At 55.9% G+C, this 20,987-nt stretch carries 22 protein-coding genes; 17 read left to right on the top strand and 5 right to left on the bottom strand.

Annotated elements, in window-relative coordinates:
- The first annotated feature begins 44 nt into the window (after positions 1–44).
- The 9 genes from pgeF to K1718_RS08625 all read left to right on the top strand — a co-directional run bounded on the left by pgeF (position 45) and on the right by K1718_RS08625 (position 9,946).
- Positions 45–812, top strand: coding sequence for a peptidoglycan editing factor PgeF (pgeF, locus tag K1718_RS08665; protein ID WP_265683812.1), 768 nt, complete (start codon positions 45–47; stop codon positions 810–812).
- A 15-nt stretch (positions 813–827) separates the two neighbouring features.
- Positions 828–1,985: a M24 family metallopeptidase gene (locus tag K1718_RS08660; protein ID WP_265683810.1), complete on the top strand. Its 1,158-nt coding sequence runs from the start codon at positions 828–830 to the stop codon at positions 1,983–1,985.
- Positions 1,986–2,078: 93 nt separating this feature from the next.
- Complete coding sequence (locus K1718_RS08655; protein ID WP_265683807.1) at positions 2,079–2,600, top strand: hypothetical protein; 522 nt, start codon at positions 2,079–2,081, stop codon at positions 2,598–2,600.
- A 235-nt stretch (positions 2,601–2,835) separates the two neighbouring features.
- The gene (locus K1718_RS08650; protein ID WP_152500556.1) at positions 2,836–3,768 is read left to right on the top strand and encodes a ribose-phosphate pyrophosphokinase; all 933 of its coding nucleotides are present in this window, start codon (positions 2,836–2,838) and stop codon (positions 3,766–3,768) included.
- A gap of 211 nt (positions 3,769–3,979) precedes the next feature.
- Entirely contained in the window at positions 3,980–4,987 is a 1,008-nt protein-coding gene (locus tag K1718_RS08645) for a BMP family protein (protein WP_152500555.1), read from the top strand.
- A gap of 87 nt (positions 4,988–5,074) precedes the next feature.
- On the top strand, positions 5,075–6,622 hold the full coding sequence (locus K1718_RS08640) for an ABC transporter ATP-binding protein (RefSeq protein WP_265683803.1): 1,548 nt from the start codon (positions 5,075–5,077) through the stop codon (positions 6,620–6,622).
- The gene (locus K1718_RS08635; protein ID WP_152500553.1) at positions 6,619–7,701 is read left to right on the top strand and encodes an ABC transporter permease; all 1,083 of its coding nucleotides are present in this window, start codon (positions 6,619–6,621) and stop codon (positions 7,699–7,701) included. Before K1718_RS08640 ends, K1718_RS08635 begins: the two co-directional genes overlap by 4 nt.
- Positions 7,698–8,642 carry an ABC transporter permease gene (locus K1718_RS08630; RefSeq protein WP_152500552.1) on the top strand — a complete coding sequence of 315 codons (945 nt, stop codon included), beginning with the start codon at positions 7,698–7,700 and terminating at the stop codon, positions 8,640–8,642. Before K1718_RS08635 ends, K1718_RS08630 begins: the two co-directional genes overlap by 4 nt.
- 11 nt (positions 8,643–8,653) lie before the next feature.
- Positions 8,654–9,946, top strand: coding sequence for an amidohydrolase family protein (locus K1718_RS08625; RefSeq protein ID WP_152500551.1), 1,293 nt, complete (start codon positions 8,654–8,656; stop codon positions 9,944–9,946).
- A gap of 40 nt (positions 9,947–9,986) precedes the next feature.
- Here the strand turns inward: K1718_RS08625 and K1718_RS08620 are convergent, their stop codons facing one another.
- Positions 9,987–10,751, bottom strand: a complete 765-nt coding sequence (locus tag K1718_RS08620) for a hypothetical protein (protein WP_265683801.1) — start codon at positions 10,749–10,751, stop codon at positions 9,987–9,989.
- Positions 10,752–10,840: 89 nt separating this feature from the next.
- On the opposite strand from K1718_RS08620, the gene K1718_RS08615 reads away from it, so the two are divergent.
- Both K1718_RS08615 and K1718_RS08610 read left to right on the top strand, forming a co-directional pair.
- The gene (locus K1718_RS08615) at positions 10,841–11,392 is read left to right on the top strand and encodes a MarR family winged helix-turn-helix transcriptional regulator (protein WP_152500549.1); all 552 of its coding nucleotides are present in this window, start codon (positions 10,841–10,843) and stop codon (positions 11,390–11,392) included.
- A 9-nt stretch (positions 11,393–11,401) separates the two neighbouring features.
- The gene (locus K1718_RS08610) at positions 11,402–12,088 is read left to right on the top strand and encodes an MOSC domain-containing protein (protein ID WP_152500548.1); all 687 of its coding nucleotides are present in this window, start codon (positions 11,402–11,404) and stop codon (positions 12,086–12,088) included.
- Positions 12,089–12,113: 25 nt separating this feature from the next.
- Here the strand turns inward: K1718_RS08610 and K1718_RS08605 are convergent, their stop codons facing one another.
- On the bottom strand, positions 12,114–12,455 hold the full coding sequence (locus K1718_RS08605; RefSeq protein WP_152500547.1) for a TfoX/Sxy family protein: 342 nt from the start codon (positions 12,453–12,455) through the stop codon (positions 12,114–12,116).
- A gap of 326 nt (positions 12,456–12,781) precedes the next feature.
- On the opposite strand from K1718_RS08605, the gene K1718_RS08600 reads away from it, so the two are divergent.
- From K1718_RS08600 to K1718_RS08575, 6 genes are all read left to right on the top strand, one after another.
- Positions 12,782–13,417 (top strand): 50S ribosomal protein L25/general stress protein Ctc, encoded by a 636-nt coding sequence (locus tag K1718_RS08600; protein ID WP_265683795.1) that lies wholly within the window; start codon positions 12,782–12,784, stop codon positions 13,415–13,417.
- A 140-nt stretch (positions 13,418–13,557) separates the two neighbouring features.
- Positions 13,558–14,301: an aminoacyl-tRNA hydrolase gene (pth, locus tag K1718_RS08595; protein WP_265683794.1), complete on the top strand. Its 744-nt coding sequence runs from the start codon at positions 13,558–13,560 to the stop codon at positions 14,299–14,301.
- A 186-nt stretch (positions 14,302–14,487) separates the two neighbouring features.
- Positions 14,488–15,507: a ribonuclease T2 family protein gene (locus K1718_RS08590; RefSeq protein ID WP_265683792.1), complete on the top strand. Its 1,020-nt coding sequence runs from the start codon at positions 14,488–14,490 to the stop codon at positions 15,505–15,507.
- A gap of 113 nt (positions 15,508–15,620) precedes the next feature.
- Positions 15,621–16,721: a redox-regulated ATPase YchF gene (gene ychF / locus K1718_RS08585; RefSeq protein WP_152500543.1), complete on the top strand. Its 1,101-nt coding sequence runs from the start codon at positions 15,621–15,623 to the stop codon at positions 16,719–16,721.
- Between the two features lie 169 nt (positions 16,722–16,890).
- Complete coding sequence (gene pcp / locus K1718_RS08580; protein WP_265683789.1) at positions 16,891–17,559, top strand: pyroglutamyl-peptidase I; 669 nt, start codon at positions 16,891–16,893, stop codon at positions 17,557–17,559.
- Positions 17,560–17,671: 112 nt separating this feature from the next.
- Entirely contained in the window at positions 17,672–18,355 is a 684-nt protein-coding gene (locus tag K1718_RS08575; protein ID WP_265683788.1) for a fumarylacetoacetate hydrolase family protein, read from the top strand.
- Positions 18,356–18,418: 63 nt separating this feature from the next.
- Here the strand turns inward: K1718_RS08575 and K1718_RS08570 are convergent, their stop codons facing one another.
- The 3 genes from K1718_RS08570 to K1718_RS08560 all read right to left on the bottom strand — a co-directional run bounded on the left by K1718_RS08570 (position 18,419) and on the right by K1718_RS08560 (position 20,902).
- Positions 18,419–18,586 (bottom strand): hypothetical protein, encoded by a 168-nt coding sequence (locus K1718_RS08570; protein ID WP_173005929.1) that lies wholly within the window; start codon positions 18,584–18,586, stop codon positions 18,419–18,421.
- Between the two features lie 267 nt (positions 18,587–18,853).
- A complete protein-coding gene (locus tag K1718_RS08565; protein ID WP_265683784.1) occupies positions 18,854–20,188 on the bottom strand; it encodes a sensor histidine kinase in 1,335 nt (444 codons plus the stop codon).
- 36 nt (positions 20,189–20,224) lie between these two features.
- A complete protein-coding gene (locus K1718_RS08560) occupies positions 20,225–20,902 on the bottom strand; it encodes a response regulator transcription factor (protein WP_265683782.1) in 678 nt (225 codons plus the stop codon).
- Positions 20,903–20,987: the final 85 nt, after the last annotated feature.

Below are 20,987 nucleotides of genomic sequence, written 5' to 3'. Positions count from 1 at the left end.
ACCAAGGATTTGGAATTCGAATCTTTCCCACACCGGAGCAAAGCATGAGACTTGAGGCAGCGGAATTGCAGCTGGAAGGGTTGAACCACGGGTTCTTCACGCGGCAAGGCGGTGTTTCAGGCGGCATTTATGATAGTCTCAACATCGGCCTCGGCTCTGATGACGACCGTGACAGCGTTCTTGAAAACCGACGTCGTGTAGCAGCGGAAATGAACGTCGATACCGCCAACTTGCTCGCTCCCTATCAAATCCACTCCCCGGACGTGATTGCAGTAACAACACCGTGGCAAGACGGCACGGACCGCAGGGCGGATGCCTTGGTCACAAGCACGCCTGGCTTGGCAATCGGCATATCGACGGCTGACTGTGGCCCAATCCTTTTCGCCGACCCGAAGGCCCGGGTTGTTGGCGCTGCCCACTCGGGCTGGAAGGGAGCTGTTACCGGCGTTCTGCAAAACACTGTGTCTGCCATGGTGGATCTCGGCGCTTCGCCGTCCGGCATCACCGCCGTACTCGGACCTGCCATTTCACAATCGGCATATGAAGTCGGACCGGAGTTCCAACAGCGCTTCCTTGAAGCAAATCCGGCGAACGAAATCTATTTCTTACCATCTGAGAAAGCCGGTCACTTCATGTTCGACCTGCAGGCCTATATCGGCGACACGCTCCATGGGCTCGGCCTTGCAAAGGTGGCCAATATGGGCCTTTGCACCTATGCCGACGAAGACAGATTTTATTCCTACCGCCGCACAACACATCGTGGGGAACCGGACTACGGCCGCCAGATCAGTGCAATCGTTCTGACGCGATAAATTGGACAAAGGCTCATGGCACTTCATTTTTCCGACGAAGAATTCAAATCACGTCTTGCGAAACTTCACGCGACAATGGAGGCGGAGAAGCTCGACGCGATGCTTTTGTTCGCGCAAGAGAGCATGTACTGGCTCACCGGTTACGACACCTTCGGCTATTGTTTCTTCCAGTGCCTCGTCGTTACGAGTGACAACCGAATGGTGCTGCTGACACGTTCAGCCGACGAACGGCAGGCCAAACACACGTCCAACATTCCAGATATCCGGATCTGGATTGACCGGGGTTCGGCAAGTCCAGTGTCGCAGCTGAAGGAAATGCTGTTTGACATGGACCTTCTGGGAAGCCGCATCGGTATCGAGTACGATACGCACGGAATGACCGGCAAGATTGCACTTCAGATAAACGAAGAACTGTCCACCTTTGCAGACATTCGTGATGCGTCCCCGTTGATACCCGAATTGCGTTCGGTCAAGAGCCAGGAAGAGATCGTCTATGTCCGTAAAGCCGCCGAGCTGGCCGACAAGGCATACCTGGCCGGCCTCGACGAAATTCGGCCGGGCGCCGACGAGGGCCGCGTCCTGGCCGCCATGCAGGCCACAATCTTCGAAGGTGGAGGCGACTATCCAGGCAACGAGTTCATTATCGGGTCGGGTCGGGACGCCCTGCTCTGCCGCTACAAGGCGGGTCGCCGTGTACTTGAAGCCCAGGATCAGATCACGCTTGAATGGGCTGGTAGCTATCGACACTATCACGCTGCCCTGATGCGCACCGTGGTTATCGGAACACCGAGCGACCGGCACCAAGAGATGTATCTTGCCGCACGAGAAGCGTTGGCTGCGGTCGAAACGCAACTCGTTTCGGGTCGGACTTTCGGTGATGTCTTTGACGCTCATGCGGAACGGATCGACAGCCACGGCATGATGCCGCACAGGCTCAATGCCTGTGGCTATTCCCTGGGGGCAAGGTTCACGCCGAGCTGGATGGATACGCCCATGGCCTACAAGGCCAATCCGGCCGAAGTCAAAGAGAACATGGTGATCTTCATGCACATGATCTTGATGGATTCCATATCCGGAACAGCCATGACCCTTGGTCAGACCTACCTGACAACACAGGACACTCCGGAGAGCTTATCCACGCTGCCTCTCGACCTGCCGGTCAAGTCAGGCTAAACCAAGGGCAAATCTGCGGCCCGGTTCTTTCTTTGCGATTCTCGTGAAGGGCCCGCATCCACGGTAAATTGACAAAGAGAGCCAGGCATCTCCATGGTCCGTTTTTTAAATCAGACTTCTGTTTTTCCTCTGCGCTTGATCACCGGCTTTCTAGTCGCAGGTCTTTTGGCCGCCTGCCAGGCCTCGCCGCAACCACCGACCTCAATCACGTCAGCCGCACCCGCGCCATCTCTGTCTGGCCCTTCAGACGAGGCCCAAGGCGTCACATTTGCCTTTGAACCCTTTACCGGAGCACCCGGCAATATTGCTGACGAACTGTCCGAATTCATCGGAGCGGAGGCACGCAAACAGGGCATCACTCTGGTACGGCGCGTTGGCGCTAGCTCAACTTATCGCGTGAACGGCTATCTGTCCGCCACCGGACAACCCTCAACGGGAACCGTATTCTACGTATTTGATATCGTCGACGGGTCTGGACGCCGACTCAATCGAATCTCAGGCACCGAATCCACCGGAGGCGCATCCGGCGATCCATGGCAGTCGGTCAATTCGGGGACATTATCGCGCATCGCCAATCGCTCGATGGTAGAAATAAAGGCCTGGCTCAACCGATAATGAAACGGTTAGCCGGGTAATTAACGCCGTACGTCACATATTTTAAAAAAAACAGGTGTTCTGCCCCTTACGGCGGTTGTGGTCCAGGTGGTTGATTGCTAAAACGCCGCCGCCTGCCGAAGGATCTCCAGCAGATCTTGCGGCGTCCGGCAACTCGATAAGATCTAGTCCATTTCCGTGCCTTTCAGGGGCTTCCTCTTGAAACACGGTGTCGCACCAGAAGGACTTGCGGCTCATGAAGATCGTCGCGGGCAATTCGAACCGAGCCCTGGCGGAGGAAATCTCCACTTACCTGGATGTACCTCTGGCCAAATGCCAGGTCCGGCGATTTGCCGACCAGGAAATCTTCGTTGAAATTCAAGAGAACGTGCGTGGCGAAGATGTCTTCGTCCTGCAGCCAACCAGCTACCCGGCGAACGACCACCTTATGGAACTGCTCATCATCATCGATGCGCTGCGCCGTTCCTCCGCACGTCGTATCACCGCGGTAATCCCATATTTCGGTTACGCCCGGCAGGACCGCCGAGCTTCCGGCCGAACGCCGATCTCGGCGAAGCTTGTGGCAAACCTCATCACCGAAGCAGGTGCTGACCGCGTTCTAACCCTGGATCTGCACGCCGGACAGATCCAGGGTTTTTTCGATATACCGACCGACAACCTGTTTGCTGCTCCGGTCATGACACGCGACATCAAGGAACGTTATGCCACCGACAACGTCATGGTGGTGTCACCGGATGTCGGCGGTGTGGTCCGTGCCCGCGCCCTCGCCAAACGTATCGAGGCTCCTCTCTCCATCGTCGACAAGAGACGCGACAAGCCTGGAGAATCGGAAGTCATGAACATCATCGGCGAAGTGAATGGTTATGACTGTATTCTTGTCGACGATATCGTCGACAGTGGCGGCACCCTTTGCAATGCTGCGGAAGCGTTGCTTGCAAAAGGTGCAAAGTCGGTGACGGCCTATATCACCCACGGGGTCTTGTCCGGTGGTGCCGTTGCGCGTGTTGCGTCTTCTAAACTCAAAGAGCTGGTCATCACCAATTCAATCGAGCCGACAGCTGCAATCACGGCGGCCTCCAACATTCGGGCCATCTCGATTGCTCCCCTCATGGGCGAGGCAATCAACCGTACGGCGCTCGAAAAATCGGTATCCAGTTTGTTCAACTAAGTCCGACTGTATCGTCACCTTGAAAGAACGCCGGCTTGCCCGGCGTTTTTTGTTGCCTGAAATTCAAGTTGCTCCTGACGTGTCTGAATTCCAAATCGGCAAAAATTTTCCCAATTGATCAAAAAATATCGCTCTAGCGCGCTGCACAGCTTGTGGGCACGCATATTTTGTGATCAACTTTTTCCGCAAAAATACCTTCCAGGGGACTCAAATGCTCACTTCAAAACCATTTTCGAAGGCCCGCAGGGCCCTCCTGTCGGCTGCCTTGTCGGTCACAGTGGCCGCAGGCTTTTTGTATTCACCGGCAGAAGCTGCAGATCCGATCAAGGTCGCGGCCATCTACACCGTTCCAGTTGAACAACAATGGGTCAGCCGCATCGACAAGGCGCTGAAAGCTGCCCAGGAACGCGGTGAGATCACCTACACGTTCTCAGAAAACGTCGCCAACACCGACTATGAACGCGTTATGCGCGAATATGCCGAACAAGGCATGGACCTTGTCGTTGGCGAAGCGTTCGCGGTTGAACGTGCGGCCCGAAAAGTGGCTGCCGAATATCCGGAAACGGCCTTTCTGATGGGCTCGTCCTTCGGTCCGGCGCAGCCGAACTTTGCCGTTTTCGACAACTGGATCCATGAGCCGAGCTATCTGTCGGGCATGATTGCCGGTGCCACAACCAAATCCAACGTCATCGGTATGGTCGGCGGCTTTGCAATTCCGGAGGTCAACCGGTTGATGCATGCCTTCATGGATGGCGCTACAGCGGTCAATCCCGATGTGAAGTTTCTCGTAACCTTCATCAACTCCTGGTACGATCCGCCAAAGGCGAAAGAATCCGCGTTTGCCATGATCGACAAGGGCGCTGACATTCTTTACGCAGAGCGCTTCGGTGTGTCCGACGCGGCCAAGGAAAAAGGCCTTCTTGCAATCGGCAACGTGATCGATACGTCCGGTGACTACCCCGGCACAATTCTTTCATCCGCTTTGTGGCATATGGAGCCAACCATTGACCGCGCAATCGGAGCCGTTGTCGACGACAGCTTTGAACCGGCGGACTACGGTCCCTTCAGCTTCATGTCTTATGGCGGCGGCAGCTTCATTGTCGACGAGAGCCTTGCACCGGCCGATGCCGTTGCAGCTGCGAAAGAAAAAGAGCAGGAAATCCTGGACGGGCTGTTCCGTGTGAACGTGAACGACACCGAACCGAAATCCACCATGTAATGGTGATTGCCGGCGATCATTCGGTCGCCGGCCCTTCCCCGTCCCGCCCGATGGCGGTGGCCCACATTTCTTATTCCGGAGCTCTGCATGACCGCACCTGCACAGGAGGCTGCGCTCGTCCTGCGGTTGGACGGCATCACCAAACGGTTTGGAGCGCTGACGGCGAACGGCGAAGTTTCGCTTGATCTCCGCAGCGGTGAAATTCTTGCGCTTCTGGGCGAAAACGGCGCTGGAAAGACCACGCTGATGAACATACTCTTCGGCCACTATGTTGCCGATGAAGGACAGGTGCTGGTCAGCTCCGGAGATGGCGGTCTCAAAGAGCTCGAGCCAGGCTCTCCCCACGCAGCGCTTGAGGCCGGTATCGGCATGGTGCACCAGCACTTTACTCTGGCTGAGAACCTGAGTGCTCTCGACAATATCCTTCTGGGAACGCAAAGCCTCGCGACACTTTCCACCGCGCGTGCACCGGCACGTGCGAAACTCGAAGACCTGATGACGCGATCCGGGTTGACGGTGTCGCTGGATGCCCGCATTTCCCAACTGTCCGTCGGTGAAAAGCAGCGTGTTGAAATCTTGAAGGCTCTTTACCGAGATGCGCGCGTGCTTGTCCTCGATGAACCGACGGCGGTCCTGACACCGCAAGAATCGGAAACCTTGTTCGCAACGTTGAAGACGCTTGCTGAAGACGGTCTCGGCATCATTTTCATTTCCCACAAGCTTGCGGAAGTGATCGCATCGTCCCATCGCGTCGCTGTCTTGAGAGGCGGCTGCAAGGTTGCCGATCTACCGACAGCAAGCTGTGATCAGCGCAAACTGGCCGAACTCATGGTCGGGCACGAAATTGTTGAAACCATTCGGACCGAAAAGGAGGCCGGAGGATCGCTGTTCGTACTCAAGAGGATCTTCGCCGGTCACGGTCGTGATGCGCTGCAAGATGTGAATCTCGACCTGAAATCGGGTGAGATCCTCGGAATTGCAGGCGTATCCGGAAATGGTCAGGCAACTTTTGCCAAAGTCATTTCCGGACTGGAACCGGTGATTTCTGGCGAAATGCTTCTGGAGGACCAGCCGCTCACTCATCTTGACGCGCGCAAGATGATCGATATCGGCCTCGCCCGCATTCCCGAAGATCGACATCATGACGGCATTGTTGGCGCAATGAGTGTTTCGGAGAACCTGGCAATTGAATCCATTCGCAAACCAGAGAACCAGCGCTTTGGTCTGTTGCGTTTTGCCGCAATCCGCGAGCGCGCCCGCAGCCTGATCAAGGCCTATGACATCCGGTGCCAGAGCGAAGACAGTCCGGCACGCCTGCTTTCGGGGGGAAACATCCAGAAGATTGTTCTGGCCCGCACATTGGAAACAGTGCCAAAGGTCGTCCTCGCGGCTCAGCCGTCCCGCGGCCTTGATGTCGGAGCGACATCTGACGTGCACAAACGTCTTCTTGCGGCTCGCGACAGAGGCGCTGGCGTCATTCTGATCTCCGAAGACCTGGATGAACTGATGCGTCTTTCGGACCGCATTGCCGTGATCCATCGCGGAAAGCTGTCGGAAGCTGACCGGACTGAAACGCTCGACCGGAGCACACTCGGCTTGCGGATGGCGGGCCATGATGGAGAAGAAGCCGCATGATCCGCTTTGAACCCAGAGGCCCGGTTCCCGTTTCAAGGGTGCTCCTTGTATCCGTTGCTGCTGCAGTGGCAGCCTTGTTGCTGGCAGCCATACCCATGGCGTTCGCCGGCCTGTCCGTCTTTGGTGCCTACGGCCTGATGGTCAAGGGCGCTTTCGGATCAATGTTCGCCTTCACCGAGATGCTTACGCGCGCCACGCCCCTGATCCTGACCGGTCTGGCAGCCGCCGTCGCCTTCCGGGCAAAACTCTGGAACATTGGCGCTGAAGGCCAGCTCTATGCGGGTGCTCTAGCCGCAGTTGCTGTCGGCACGGGAGTCTTTGGAGGCCCTTCGTTGTTTCTCATTCCCCTGGTCATTCTGGCCGGGGCCCTGGCGGGCGGACTTGTCATGCTCGGCCCAACGCTTTTGAAAACCCGCCTTGGTGTCGATGAAGTGGTCACCACGCTCCTCTTGAACTTCATCATCCTGCTTTTTGTCCAGATGATGCTGGAAGGCCCGATGAAAGACCCGATGGGAATGGGCTGGCCACAATCGGAACCCATCCTTGATGAAGCTGCGTTGCCCAAACTGATGGCCAGAATGCGCATCCATTGGGGCCTGATCATTGCGCTCGTCGCCTCGCTCGGTGTCTACTTTCTGCTAAAGCGCACGGTCTGGGGTTTCGAAATCCGCGCAGTTGGTGAAAATGCTGCGGCAGCGCGCCATTCCGGTATTCCCGTCACCGCTACCTTCGTGCGGGTTGGGCTGATTTCCGGTGCTCTGGCTGGTCTTGCGGGCGTCGGTGAAGTTGCAGGACTGAAAGGGTATCTGACGGCGGACTTGTCTCCCGGTTTCGGGTATTCGGGAATTGTCGTGGCCATGCTGGCTGGCCTATCTCCCGTCGGCGTGATCATCGCAGCCCTCTTTATCGCCAGCATTTTCGTCGGCGCGGATTCCATGTCCCGCGCAACGGGTGTTTCCAATTATCTGGCGGACTTGATGGTCGCAATGTCTCTGCTCTGCGTCCTGGTGGCTGGACTGTTCTTGAGGTTCAAGATCCGCTTTGTTGGTGCCCCGTCTGCAAAGGAGACAGCAAAATGACAGAGATCTTGGACATTCTACTGTCTGCCAATTTCTGGGCGGCGGCGCTGCGCATCGCTACGCCTTTGATCTTCGGCGTGATCGGGGCACTGATTTGCGAGCGTGCCGGGGTTCTTAATCTAGGTATCGAAGGCATCTTTACTGCAGGCGCAATGGCAGGCTGGATGGCCGTCTGGCTTGGGGCCGGCTTGTGGGGTGGTGTCTTCGTTGCGGCATGCGCGGGGGCACTCTTCGGGCTGATTCACGCGATCCTGACAGTGCCACTCGGCTTGTCGCAGCATGTATCGGGGATCGGTGTAACGCTCTTTGCGACCTCGCTCAGTTATTTCATCTATCGCACGGCCCTGCCTGACGTCTCCTCGCCGCCACGCATCGACGCTTTTCAGCCACTCGACATTCCTGTCCTCAGCGAATTGCCATTCATCGGTCCGGCGCTCTTTCAGCAGACACCGCTGACGTTTCTCGCCCTCTTTCTTGTTGTGGCAACAGCATATGTTCTCTACAGGACCCCGCTGGGACTGGCGATCCGAGCCGTTGGCGACAATCCTTCCGCCGTTGAGTCTCAAGGCCTTTCTGTCTATGCGATCCGCATCGGAACAGTCGTCGCCGGATCCGCCATCATGGCACTTGGAGGTGCTTTCCTAACGATGTCCGCCTTTGACGCCTTTTTCTTCGGCATGGTCAACGGTCGCGGCTGGATCTGTATCGCACTCACCGTTTTCGCTTCCTGGCGCCCTGGCAAGGCGCTGATCGGTGCACTGCTCTTTGGAGCATTCGATGCCTTCCAAGTCAGGCTCCAGACGGAAGTCGGCAGTTTCATCCCCGGTCAGGTCTTCCTGATGATGCCCTATCTTCTGTCGATCGCGGCGCTGATCGTGGTTGCCCGCCGGGCAGACTACCCGAGAGCGCTGCTTGTTCCCTATTTCCGCGGCCAACGCTGAGGTGTGTCCCGATGAGCTTTGACCTTCTCGTAAAAAACGCCAATCTGCCGGATGGTCGAACCAGCGTGGACATTGCTTGCCGCAATGGTCGGATCGAAGCGGTTGAAACCGGCATTGCCGCAGACGCCCAGACCATCATCGACGCTGATGGCAAACTGGTCTCACCCCCGTTCGTGGACAGTCACTTCCATATGGATGCGACGCTCTCACTGGGATTGCCGCGCATGAACCAGAGTGGAACGCTCTTGGAAGGCATCGCGCTCTGGGGGGAGCTCAAGGAGATACTGACCGTTGACGCAGTTATTGAACGCGCCCTGAATTACTGCGACCTTGCCGTCTCACAAGGACTTTTGGCCATTCGAACACATGTCGATGTCTGCGATGACAGGCTGACCGGCGTCAAAGGGTTGCTGGAGGTTCGCGACAAGGTAAAGGACTATATCGACCTCCAGCTTGTCGCTTTTCCGCAAGACGGTCTCTATCGCTCTCCGAATGCCGAGGCCAACCTGTTAAAAGCCCTTGATATGGGCGTCGACATCGTCGGTGGTATTCCGCATTTTGAACGCACCATGGATGATGGCGCCCGGTCTGTCAGAAGGCTTTGCGAAGTGGCGGCTGAACGCGGCCTCATGGTTGATATGCATTGCGACGAGACCGACGACCCCATGTCTCGTCACATTGAAACGCTTGCCTATGAAACCCAACGCCTTGGCCTGGAGGGACGTGTCGCAGGCTCACACCTGACGTCGATGCACTCGATGGACAACTACTATGTTTCCAAGCTTCTGCCGCTGATTGCCGAAGCTGAGGTTCATGCCATTGCCAACCCGTTGATCAACATCACGCTCCAGGGCCGCCATGACACATACCCGAAACGCCGCGGCCAAACCCGCGTTCCGGAAATGCGCTCCTATGGCATCAATGTGGCCTTCGGTCATGATTGCGTGATGGATCCCTGGTACTCCATGGGATCCGGCGACATGCTCGAAGTGGCTTCAATGGGGCTCCACGTCGCACAAATGACGAGCCGAGAAGCAATCCGCTATTGCTTCGACTGCGTTACCAGTCATCCGGCAAATGCCATGGGCCTTGAAGGCTATGGCATTGCAAAAGACTGCAAGGCGGATTTCGTATTGCTTCAGGCGCGCGACGCAATCGAGGCAATCCGCCTCAAGGCGACACGGCTTAAAGTGGTCAAAGGCGGGAAAGTCATTTCCACAACACCAGCGCGTCAATCGCAACTGACATTAAAGGGTCGTCCGGACATCGTCGATCCAGCCTCTTATGCACCATCGGAGAACTGATCTGGAGAGCTGTGCCGGGTTTTTTCCGGCACAGCTGGTCTTAGTGATCTGCAAGTTCGCCCGGCAGGCTCAAGTCTCCAGAAGCAACGTCAAACACGTCAACAACACATAGCAGTGGTGCGTGGATACTCTGGTTGACCCTCAGCGCTGAAGTCACGCCGTCATATTTCAGGCCATCGACGACTGATGCATCACTGAACGAAACATTGATGGTGATTTCCTGTTCGTCCAGAACCGGTGAAAAACCGGGACTGTCGATATAAAGCGGAAGGCCCGGCCAGGTTGCCGGCATTTTGGGATTGGCCCCATCCGGGATATCCTGAACTGACAAGGCGCCCGGCCCGCACGCATCGTTCGGAGTCAGTACAACCCAGTGCGAATGCCACTTCGCGCCGTCATTGCCGACATCACCGTCCCCATCTTCGTCAAAGAGCGGTGTATCATCGAAATCAGGATGGCTCGTTGCAGCCAACGCCAGAATACCTTTGCCACCTTCAAAGCCGACGCTCGCCGGTTCAAGTGACGTTGGCCAGACGTAGGAATGCACAGGCGCACCAGCCAAGTCCCCATTCTTCTCAGGTACTGTTGCCCCGGCGCTTCCCGTAAGCGTCATATGAAAAGTGACGACACGGCCCTTTCGGTGCACATGCGCGGCGAGGATGTCATAGTTTTGGTCGGTCTCCCCATTTTCCGGGGAGAGGATCGCTCCGTCCTGATTGAGTGCGTGATGACCGTGGTCCCCGCCCGCAAGAGATGCGGCCGGCATTCCAGCGACCAAAAGACTTCCAAGGATCTGCTTCAACATTTGCCAATCTCCTTTTCTGAAGGCAGAACCTAATTAATAGCGAGTCGATACTATTGCAAGTTTAATTTCGACTCGCTACATATTGATTCATGACTGACTTCACAGAAGCGCAACAGATTCGAGACCTGATCGATCGCCTGACCCGTTTGAGCGCGGCAGAAGAGTGGAACGGCCCGTTGAACCCTTCGCAATTTGCAGCGCTCAGCTATCTGGCTCGGGCCAACCGCTTTTCGCGAGCGCCTTCGCATGTGGCGGACTATCTGGCGACGACGCGCGGTACGGCGTCCCAGACCCTCAAGGCGCTGGCACGCAAGAACCTGATTGATGAAACCCGTTCAGATGCCGACAAACGCAGCATCCGATATGACGTTGCGCAAGACGGTTTGGACCTTCTGAATGTTTCATCGGGTATGGACGAGGTCATTGATGATCTGCCAAAAGACACATCAACCGCGCTGGCGACCGGACTAAAGGCTCTCGTGAGCGCAATGCTGCTTCAGAGAGGCAATCGGTCCTTCGGGCTCTGCCGGACCTGCAAACATCACGAGAACCTTGAAAAAGGTGGATACTGCAAACTGCTCGAGGTTGGACTGTCGCCGGTCGAAACCGGCCAGATTTGCCACGAACACGCTGCTACATGAGGCAAGTGCATGACTTTGAAAGCGAAAATCCTCAGCATTTATACCGGCAAGCCTGAACAGCTTTGGCAGGACAAGGAACAATCCGCGATCCGAAAGACACTGACCGCCGGTCCGCAACAGGTCGGCCGTGAAGGCCTCTTAACGGACAGTCAGGCAGACCGTGCTGTTCACGGTGGACCAGACAAAGCCCTGCACATCTATCCTTCCGAGCATTACGCTTATTGGCGGGAAACATTTCCCGACCGGCAGGAAATATTCAAACCGGGAGGCTTCGGAGAGAACATTGCGTCGGACGGATTTACAGAAGCAGAGCTTTGCCTCGGCGACGTATTTGCCGCCGGCACGGTTCGTGTCCAGATCTCCCAGGCCCGCCAACCGTGCTGGAAGCTCAACATGCACACCGGCAATCCGGCACAGGCCGCCCATTTTCAGAAAACCGCGCGGACGGGATGGTATTTCCGGGTTTTGCAGGAAGGCCAATTTGAAGCGGGTGACGAGCTGATCCTGGTCGAGCGCCCCTGCCCGGAATGGAACCTGAAGGAAGTAATTCATGCCAGGTTCAGCCCACGCGTTGATCCGCAGATGGCACGCGCCCTGTCTGAGCTCCCTGAATTGGCCGAACCCTGGCAAAAAGCGTTTGCCAAAAAAGCCGATCCGGCTTTTCAGGAGGATACATCCCGTCGGCTTAAGGGGTGAACCACATCCTTAAGACAAAGAAAAATCACTTGGGTTTCAGCGTCATTGCATTTGCGACGGCAAGGTCCAGCCAGTCACGAAGGATGTCATCGGACGCATCGTCTTCTGCCACAAAGAACAGGCCACTCATCACACGCCCTCCCTGCATCATTGGTGTCGCTCCGGGCAACGTTTCCGCTGTTCCATGATTGTCTTTCCCAACCCGGAACATAAACCGACTTTCTCCATCCTTTGTGCGGTCAGCACCGCACACCATATGGCCATTGAGCAAGAAGCACGTGCCTCCCATCATCTTCTTTTCTGAAAGTCCCCCTTTGTCCGCAAGCGCATCACGCAGCCTGTTGTTGAGGTCCTCGTCGATTGCCATGGCAGCTCCACCCGTTTTGTTCTGGACAGTTTTGTCCGGACGCCAAAATCAGTCAACCTTTCAGTTGAGTAATTACTTTCCTCCAAAATAGAACGGAGCACTACCAGTCGCCTCTGGACATTGACCACACGAAATAACGCTCGAATTCGGCGCCTGAAACAACAAAATTGGAGCGGCAGACTTGCGTAATTGCGGGTGTTTCTGTATGTACGCGCTCGCGCCTGCACCCCTGGAGGAGGCGCATGTGGATCGATCCCGAACAACTGAAAGTCTTTTGAAGGCGCAAAGGTTCGCCGATCCGTTCTTAATACACCAAGGAGTTTCCCATGGCTTCCAGCTATGAGCTGAAGGCGTCGGCACGGGACCGGGTGGGCAAGGGGGCCGCACGGGCACTGCGTCGCGAAGGCCTTCTCCCCGCCGTTATCTACGGCGACAAGAAACCGGCACTGCCGATCACCATTCCGGTAAAAGAAACAACCATTACCCTGCACAAGGGTGGCTTTACCGCGCAGATCGGCACGATCAACATCGACGGTGAAAAGCATCAGGTTATCGCCAAGGACTATCAGCTGCACCCGGTGCGTGATGACGTCCTGCATGTCGACTTCCTGCGTGTTGCCAAAGGTGCGACCCTCACGGTCGAAATTCCGGTCCAGTTCATCAATGAAGAAGACTGCCCGGGCCTGAAAAAAGGCGGCGTCTTGAACATCGTCCGTCACACGGTCGAAATGAACGTGCCTGCAGACAGCATTCCTGAAGCTCTGGTTTTGGATCTTGCCAAAGCTGAGCCGGGCGACAGCCTGCACATCTCCGCAGTTGATCTGCCGGAAGGCGCTGAGCCGACCATCACCGACCGCGACTTCACCATCGCAACGATTGCGGCTCCGGCCGGCATGAAAGAAACCGACGAAGGTGAAGAAGCAGAAGGCGCTGAAGAGGGCGAAGAAGAAGCAAGCGAATAAGCTTCACTTCTGTTACAACAATAAGGAGGCGGTCACCGCCTTCTGCCCCGGCGCTCCATCACGGAGCAAATTCGGGGACGACTTCAAAGCAGCCGGTTGGGCTGCTTTTTCGTTTCAACAACGGACGTGAAAGGCACATTATGAAGCTGATCGTCGGTCTCGGTAATCCAGGTGCGAAATACGCAGGAAACCGGCACAACATCGGTTTCATGGCCGTGGACGAAATTCACCGCAGCCATTCGGCTTTTCAGCCCTGGCGCGCCCGGTTTCAGGGTCAGGTTTCCGAAGGACGCCTCGGAACAGACAAGGCTCTCCTGTTAAAACCTTCAACCTACATGAACGAAAGCGGCCGGTCGGTGGGTGAAGCCATGCGCTTCTATAAGCTTCAACCCGAAGACATCGTCGTTCTCTACGATGAGCTCGACTTGCCGCCTGCCAAATTCCGCATGAAAAAAGGCGGTGGTCACGGTGGTCACAATGGATTGCGTTCCATCTCCGCGCATATCGGGCCGGACTACCGGCGTCTTCGTCTCGGCATCGGACACCCCGGCGACAAGAAGCTGGTATCGAACTATGTTCTTGGTGACTTTGCAAAGGCGGATCAGGACTGGCTGGAACCACTTCTTGAGGAAATAGCGAACCATGCCGATCTGCTCGCAACCGGGCAGGACAGTCAATTTGCCAACAAACTGACGCTTTCACTGGAACCGCAAAAAGCACAGCGCAAGGGCAAACCTGAAGTAGTGGGCGAGCGCCCTGGCAGGCCTGCGGCAAAACCAAAGGGGCAAAGCCACATTCGGCAGGCCCGTCAGCCTAAGCCAACGGCCATGCCCAAATCCGGGCCGATGGCAGACATGCTGAAAAAACTGTTCCGTGGCGACTGACCCCAGCTCCAGCGAATACAGTAAATTGGCTGCTGTTACGCCGGAACCAAGCAAAGCACAAACAGGATCCGCAGCTCTCGTCATAAGAACGACATGGTGACACGGCAAGGATTAGGTCGTTCCCCCCGAGAAGACACCAGGAGCATTTGTTCGCGGTGTCCGTCCAGTGGTTCTGGGAGGTAGGCAATGCGTTTTCTTATTGCATTGATCGCAGGCAGCTTTTTGGTGACGACACCGGCATCGGCGTTCAAGAAATTGGAAGGCTATTTCATCGCCTTCGAAACCTGCGAAGCCTATCACAGCAAAAACAGGCAGACCAATCCGGGCAGCATCACCACCTCACCCAATATGGCCTATAAGATGCTCGGGTTGAACAAGGAAGGTGGAGACTATTTCCAGGTTCAGATGGACAACGCTCCCGTATCAACCGCTCGATGGGTCAGTGCGGACTGCGGCATTCACGTGGTCAAGGCCGATACCCGGACAGGTGGCACTGGAACAGGCGGTTCCGATGATGTCATCGAGCAGGAAGGCACAGAGTCCGTCGACAACCTTCTGACCCTCTCCTGGCAGCCAGCGTTTTGTGAATTCCGACCCGGCAAGAAGGAATGCCGTGACCTGAACGATGGCCTTCTTCCGCACACGACCCGCCAGCTCTCCATCCATGGCCTGTGGCCGCAGCCAAAGGACAACATTTACTGCGGAGTGCCGACCAGCATCATAGACCTGGACAAGCCCGATACCTGGGATCGTCTCCCTGCTCCGGCGATCGACACCGAAACCGCCGATGCCTTGCAAGCTGCCATGCCAGGATATGCCAGTTTCCTGCACCATCATGAATGGATAAAACACGGCACCTGTTTCCTGGGCGAAGGTGGCGCTGATGAGTATTATGATGACACGCTTTACCTGACTGAACTCGTCAATCAATCCGCTGTCGGGGACTTGTTCTTCAACAATGTCGGTGCCGAAATCACAGGGGCCGATATCCGCGCAGCCTTTGACACATCTTTCGGCCAAGGCACAGGAGACAGAGTTCTGATCAAGTGCACCAGTGACGGCAGCCGTACCTTGATCAACGAGATCTGGCTCGGCATGAAAGGCAAGATAACTCAGGAAAGCGACCTGGGTGAGTTGATGCGGGCGGCCGATACCGTCGCAATGGGGTGCAACCGTGGCATCATCGACAGGACGGGTCTGCAATAACGCAACGGTTCAGCCTTCCGTGTCTGAACTCGTCGCTCAAAGTCTTGACCTGCCGTCAAGGCTCGGGCATGTAGCCCGGCAACAGTTTCAGACCAAACCGAAAGCGAACTCCCATGGGTTTCCAGTGCGGCATTGTCGGACTGCCGAATGTCGGCAAGTCCACGCTCTTCAACGCGCTCACGAAAACAGCCGCGGCCCAGGCCGCCAACTATCCCTTCTGCACGATCGAGCCGAATACGGGTGAAGTTGCCGTTCCTGACCCGCGCCTTTATGCGATCCGCGATATTGCGGCTTCGAAGGAAGTCATCCCGACCCGAATTACTTTCGTCGACATTGCCGGTCTGGTGCGCGGAGCTTCCAAGGGTGAAGGTCTTGGCAACCAGTTTCTGGCCAACATTCGCGAAGTCGATGCCATCGCTCATGTGCTGCGGTGCTTTGAAGATGATGACATCACCCATGTCGACGGTGCGATTGATCCGCTTGCGGATGCCGAAACGGTAGAAACCGAGCTCATGGTCGCGGATATGGAAAGCCTTGAGCGCCGTATCGCCCCTTTGAAGAAAAAAGCGACGGGCGGCGACAAGGAAGCAAAAGTCGTATTGCCGATCATGGAGGCAGCCCTTGCCTTGTTGCAGGACGGCAAACCGGCGCGCATGCTGGAAACTGCAGACGCAGAGGAAGCAAAGCTCTTGAAGGGTTTGAACCTGCTGACCTCAAAGCCGGTTCTTTACGTCTGCAACGTTGATGAGGCTTCAGCAGCAACCGGGAACGCATTTACCGAAAAGGTTATGGCGAGGGCCAAGGAAGAAGGCGCTGTCGCCGTGGTGATATCGGCCGCAATCGAAGCCGAGATTTCTCAACTCGACAATGAGGAACAGGACGAGTTTCTGGAAACCATCGGACTGGAAGAACCGGGCCTCGATCGCATGATCCGCGCTGGCTACGACCTGCTCGGTCTGATCACCTATTTTACCGCTGGCCCCAAGGAAACCCGTGCCTGGACAATCACGGAAGGCACAAAAGCCCCCGGTGCCGCCGGTGTCATCCACACGGACTTCGAACGCGGTTTCATTCGTGCCCAAACAATTGCCTATGACGACTATGTTTCTCTTGGCGGTGAAAATGCTGCCAAGGAGGCAGGCAAGGCAAGGGATGAAGGCAAGGAGTATATCGTCAAGGATGGTGATGTACTGCTCTTCAAGTTCAACACCTGATAAGGGCACTCTGCAGCTGAAAACCGTCTGACTGTTGCGCAAAATGGATCCGGTGTGGAGTGCATGTCGGGCGATTTGGCTTTGCAGGCTGATTGCAGCGACGCCGGTCGGCTAATGGGGACCGCGCGTGCCATGCTACAGCGCATCCGCCTGAACAGGATATAGTCGCATGAAGTCATTGCTGTTGACGGGATTTGAGGCATTTGGCAACACACCGGTCAATCCGGCCGAACAAGTTGCAAGGCTTCTGGACGGCGATGTCGTGGCCGACACCCGCATTGTATCGAAAATTATCCCGAATACGTTTTTCGTATGCATCGAAGCCGTCAAGGATGCACTACAGAAAACTGGTGCTGATGCCGTCGTAATGATGGGAGAATTTGGCGGACGTGCCACGATAACCGTTGAACGCTTTGCGATGAATTTCAACGATGCCACCCGCTACGGTTTGAAAGACAATGCTGGCGTGGCTTTGCAGGACCAGCCAACCGTCAAAGACGGTCCCCTCGCCTACCAAAGCACACTTCCGGTCCGCGCGATGGTCAAGGCAATGCGCGCGGGCGGTATTCCCGCTGACATTTCCGATACGGCCGGAACTTTCTGCTGCAATCACCTTTTCTACGGTGTTATGCATCACCTTGCTGAGACTGAGAGCAAAGTTCGCGCTGGTTGGGTGCACCTGCCTCACCTGCCACAAGTGGCGGCGATGGAAGGAAATCTCGGAGCACCCAGCATGTCTGCGCAGACGTCGGCAGAAGGCCTTCGCCTTGCGATAGAAGCCCTGGCAAGCCATCAAAATGATCTGAACGTGCCTGTTTCCGGTCGATTGCAGATCTGATCCACAGTGCGTAGGTGTCGGCCTTTGATAGAGGTGCGTCGCAGGTGTCACTCGACAGAAATGATGGGATGCGGCAAACAGACGGTCATCGCCATTTCAGGAAGGTCGAACCATGCCGACGGTGTTTCCCGCCCCGCAACCCGCCATATTGCCAATCAGCGACAGTAAACTCGGGTTTCCCGTGCGACGGGTCTATTGTGTCGGTCGGAACTACGCGGCGCATGCTGTTGAGATGGGTCATGACCCTGACAAGGAACCCCCGTTTTTCTTCCAGAAAAACCCGGACGATCTCGATCCCTCCGGAACGTTTCCTTATCCCCCACTCAGCCAGGATGTTCATCACGAGGTAGAACTGGCGGTGATGTTGAAATCGGGTAACGCCAATATCAAGGCCGAAAACGCACTTCAACACGTTTATGGGTATGCGGTTGCTCTGGACATGACCCGGCGAGACTTACAAGGTGCGGCCAAAAAGGCTGGCCGTCCCTGGGAAGCCGGAAAGGCATTTGAACGTTCAGCCCCAGTCGGCCGGATTGTTCCGGCCGCCGATTGCGGTTTTCTGAGCGATGGCAAGATTTCACTCACCGTCAATGGTGACATTCGTCAGGACGGCGACCTTAACCAGCTGATCTGGAAAGTCCCTGAGATCATCGCAAAATTGTCCGAGCTTTTCCAACTGGGCGCTGGTGACGTCATTTTGACGGGAACACCTGCCGGTGTCGGTCCCGTTTCCAAAGGCGACGTGCTCCTGGCGACCATAGAAGGATTGCCCGAGCTGCGGGTCGCGGTTGGCTAACAGTTCGGCATCCTGGATTGCCAACTTTTCGGCAAGCAGGATGCCCTTGTTTTGGTTCTACGCTCAGCTTCGATCCAGACCGAGCATCAGCAGCGGATTGGGGCCTTTGTGGTTCCGCCATTTGTCGCTGTTCTCAGGTCGGCGCAGGCGAGCAACCCAATTCGTTCTTGGCACGCCATACTTTTTCAACAAATCGTCCACTTCGTAAAAACGATTGTTCTCGCGGGTCATTTTCCTTTCCTTTCCATTATACGGCTTTCGCCGTTTCCTACTGGAAATATGGGTATGAAAACGCACGGGTCCATTGTTCTGAGATTAACGTTTCGTCATGTTTGAAGTGCGCGATCAGAATGAGGCCACTCCCCTGTCCCATATCGGATTCAGATCACGTCATCGAATGGGACGTCCTGCGTTCCGACCGCGTGTGTCCGGATCAACAATCGTCACCCTCTTTGAGAGATAGGCAATTTTCCCCGACCGAGAGGCACGAGTTCTGGATCACGGAAACCGGATTTCTATTCTCAATCCTTTTCGTTCAGGAGCGTCCGGTTGACTTGAGGCCATTGAAAGCTCTGCCCGATGCAGGTTTGTGATGGTTTTGACAAGGGCCAGACCAAGGCCTGCACCGGGCGTTGTTCGACTTTCCTCAAGCCGGTACATCGGCTCCAGCACGCGGCCATAAAGATGTTCCGGTATTCCCGGACCTGTGTCTGCAAGGACAAGGCTTTTGCCCCGCGCAATGAGTGTGAGACGCGCGCTCTCCGGCGTGTGTTTCAAACTGTTTTCAATCAGATTGGCGACGGCTTGCAGGATCAAGCGCCGGTCCCCTGAAATGGCCTCCGTTTCTTGAACAACAAGATCGAAGCTCCGGCCACTGTCTTCTATGACCGCCCGGTAAATGTCCGCCGTTTCCTCGGCAAGCCTGGCGGGACTGAGGGTCTCGAACCTCTGCCGGTGTTCACCAGATTCAAGCTTGGCAATGCGCAGCAAGGCCTCGAACAGGTCGATGATCTCGTCAGTCTGTTCCATCGCCACGCTGATCGCATCTTCGTCGGCCGCTGTCGCTTCAATCATTTCCAGCTGGCCACGCAAACGGGTCAGGGGTGTCTTCAGGTCATGCGCAATATTGGCCGTCAGGTTTCGTGTCTGTCGCAGCAGGATTTCCAGCTGAGATGTTGTCTGATCGATCGATCGCGACAGACGAACGAAATCATCACTGCCGGACCCTGGTTCGATCCGCGCCGTCAAGTCACCTGCAGCCACCTTGTCGAGCACTCCTGAGATGGCGGACAAACGCCGTTGCGCCCGCCAACCCAAAAGGCCTCCGATCCCCAGCATGGCAACGAGTGTCAAACCGCCCGATACAGCGAAGATATTGATCAGGACCTCCAGATAGTCATCCCGATCGTCAAGGTTCGTCCCGACAGCCAAAGTACCACCTGCCGCCTGTGCGATATACACGCGCCAGATACCGTCGAGATCCTCACCAACAACCTTTCGACCAAGTTTGATGGTCCTCAGTCCCGGCCTGTTCTCGGTAAGCTTAGCCAAGGCGCCATACGTTGCGCCGCCAGGTCCCTGAAAGGCAACAAACCGGTCTTCGGTTTCATAGAAAAGGGCATTATCCGGGCCGATCGCAGCGATCCTGCCAGCAACATCGGCCAAACGGGTTTCCAGTTCAGCATCTATGCGGGCATTGATCTCCCGGTCGATGAAGAGGATCGACACGAATCCTGCAAAAGCGACAATAACGAGGAAGACAAGCGTGAGCTGCACAGTCTGACGCAGGACCGACATCTGCATCAGGGCTCGTATCTGATTAAGCAGTTTCAACAGCAGATGCTCCGGTCAGATACCCGATTTTCCGGATCACACTTCGAAGACATAGCCTGCTCCTCGCTTCGTCCGGATCAGAGATCCCTCGAACGGTTTTTCGATCTTTGCGCGCAATCGGCTGATATGAGTTTCAACGACACTGCTTGTCGGGTCGAAGTTGATATCCCACACACGCTCAAGAAGCATCGCCCGGGTCAGGACCCGGCCCTCGTTGCGCATGAACACTTCGAGAAGACGGAATTCTTTCGCGTTGAGATCGATTTTCTGCCCCTGTCGGACGCAAGTCTGTTTCAAGAGATCCAATTCAAGATCGCCCGATTTGAGCTTCACCGGCTCTGCATCTGGAACAGAAGACCTGCGACGGCCAAGCGCTGCAATCCGTGCCAGCAACTCGCTAGAGGCGAAAGGCTTGGTCAGGTAGTCGTCCGCGCCTGCCTCAAGGCCTTCGACCCTGTCTTCAACTGCTTCCATAGCTGTCAGAAACAAGACAGGTGTGCTGTTTTTAGAGGCTCGAATGGCCTTCAGAACCGACAATCCGTCAATACCTGGCGTCATCCGGTCGAGCACAATGACATCGAAATCTCCAGTCGTCGCACTTGCCAGCGCTTCTCTTCCATCCGAAACCCAGTCGACAACATGACCAGCCTCGCTGAGGCTGGAATGCACCCACTTGCCGATGCCACTATCATCTTCAAGAAGCAAAATGCGCATCTTCAGTTCAATGTCCTTGGCCTTAGACGGTCCTTATGCCGCCCTTCCTTTCAAGGCGTACAACGTTCGATCTCAATGAGGAAAC

The sequence above is a fragment of the Roseibium porphyridii genome (genome assembly GCF_026191725.2).
GTDB classification, from domain to species: domain Bacteria; phylum Pseudomonadota; class Alphaproteobacteria; order Rhizobiales; family Stappiaceae; genus Roseibium; species Roseibium porphyridii.
This window is presented reverse-complemented; position numbering and strand designations above follow the sequence as displayed.

Coding starts and splice junctions, on each gene's coding strand:
- pth (WP_265683794.1), top strand. CDS start 13,558: ATGAAGCTGATCGTCGGTCTCGGTAATCCAGGTGCGAAATACGCAGGA.
- K1718_RS08560 (WP_265683782.1), bottom strand. CDS start 20,902: ATGCGCATTTTGCTTCTTGAAGATGATAGTGGCATCGGCAAGTGGGTG.
- ychF (WP_152500543.1), top strand. CDS start 15,621: ATGGGTTTCCAGTGCGGCATTGTCGGACTGCCGAATGTCGGCAAGTCC.
- pcp (WP_265683789.1), top strand. CDS start 16,891: ATGAAGTCATTGCTGTTGACGGGATTTGAGGCATTTGGCAACACACCG.
- K1718_RS08610 (WP_152500548.1), top strand. CDS start 11,402: ATGACTTTGAAAGCGAAAATCCTCAGCATTTATACCGGCAAGCCTGAA.
- K1718_RS08630 (WP_152500552.1), top strand. CDS start 7,698: ATGACAGAGATCTTGGACATTCTACTGTCTGCCAATTTCTGGGCGGCG.
- K1718_RS08570 (WP_173005929.1), bottom strand. CDS start 18,586: ATGACCCGCGAGAACAATCGTTTTTACGAAGTGGACGATTTGTTGAAA.
- K1718_RS08640 (WP_265683803.1), top strand. CDS start 5,075: ATGACCGCACCTGCACAGGAGGCTGCGCTCGTCCTGCGGTTGGACGGC.
- K1718_RS08650 (WP_152500556.1), top strand. CDS start 2,836: ATGAAGATCGTCGCGGGCAATTCGAACCGAGCCCTGGCGGAGGAAATC.
- K1718_RS08600 (WP_265683795.1), top strand. CDS start 12,782: ATGGCTTCCAGCTATGAGCTGAAGGCGTCGGCACGGGACCGGGTGGGC.
- K1718_RS08615 (WP_152500549.1), top strand. CDS start 10,841: ATGACTGACTTCACAGAAGCGCAACAGATTCGAGACCTGATCGATCGC.
- K1718_RS08625 (WP_152500551.1), top strand. CDS start 8,654: ATGAGCTTTGACCTTCTCGTAAAAAACGCCAATCTGCCGGATGGTCGA.
- K1718_RS08635 (WP_152500553.1), top strand. CDS start 6,619: ATGATCCGCTTTGAACCCAGAGGCCCGGTTCCCGTTTCAAGGGTGCTC.
- pgeF (WP_265683812.1), top strand. CDS start 45: ATGAGACTTGAGGCAGCGGAATTGCAGCTGGAAGGGTTGAACCACGGG.
- K1718_RS08620 (WP_265683801.1), bottom strand. CDS start 10,751: ATGTTGAAGCAGATCCTTGGAAGTCTTTTGGTCGCTGGAATGCCGGCC.
- K1718_RS08605 (WP_152500547.1), bottom strand. CDS start 12,455: ATGGCAATCGACGAGGACCTCAACAACAGGCTGCGTGATGCGCTTGCG.
- K1718_RS08655 (WP_265683807.1), top strand. CDS start 2,079: ATGGTCCGTTTTTTAAATCAGACTTCTGTTTTTCCTCTGCGCTTGATC.
- K1718_RS08660 (WP_265683810.1), top strand. CDS start 828: ATGGCACTTCATTTTTCCGACGAAGAATTCAAATCACGTCTTGCGAAA.
- K1718_RS08590 (WP_265683792.1), top strand. CDS start 14,488: ATGCGTTTTCTTATTGCATTGATCGCAGGCAGCTTTTTGGTGACGACA.
- K1718_RS08645 (WP_152500555.1), top strand. CDS start 3,980: ATGCTCACTTCAAAACCATTTTCGAAGGCCCGCAGGGCCCTCCTGTCG.
- K1718_RS08575 (WP_265683788.1), top strand. CDS start 17,672: ATGCCGACGGTGTTTCCCGCCCCGCAACCCGCCATATTGCCAATCAGC.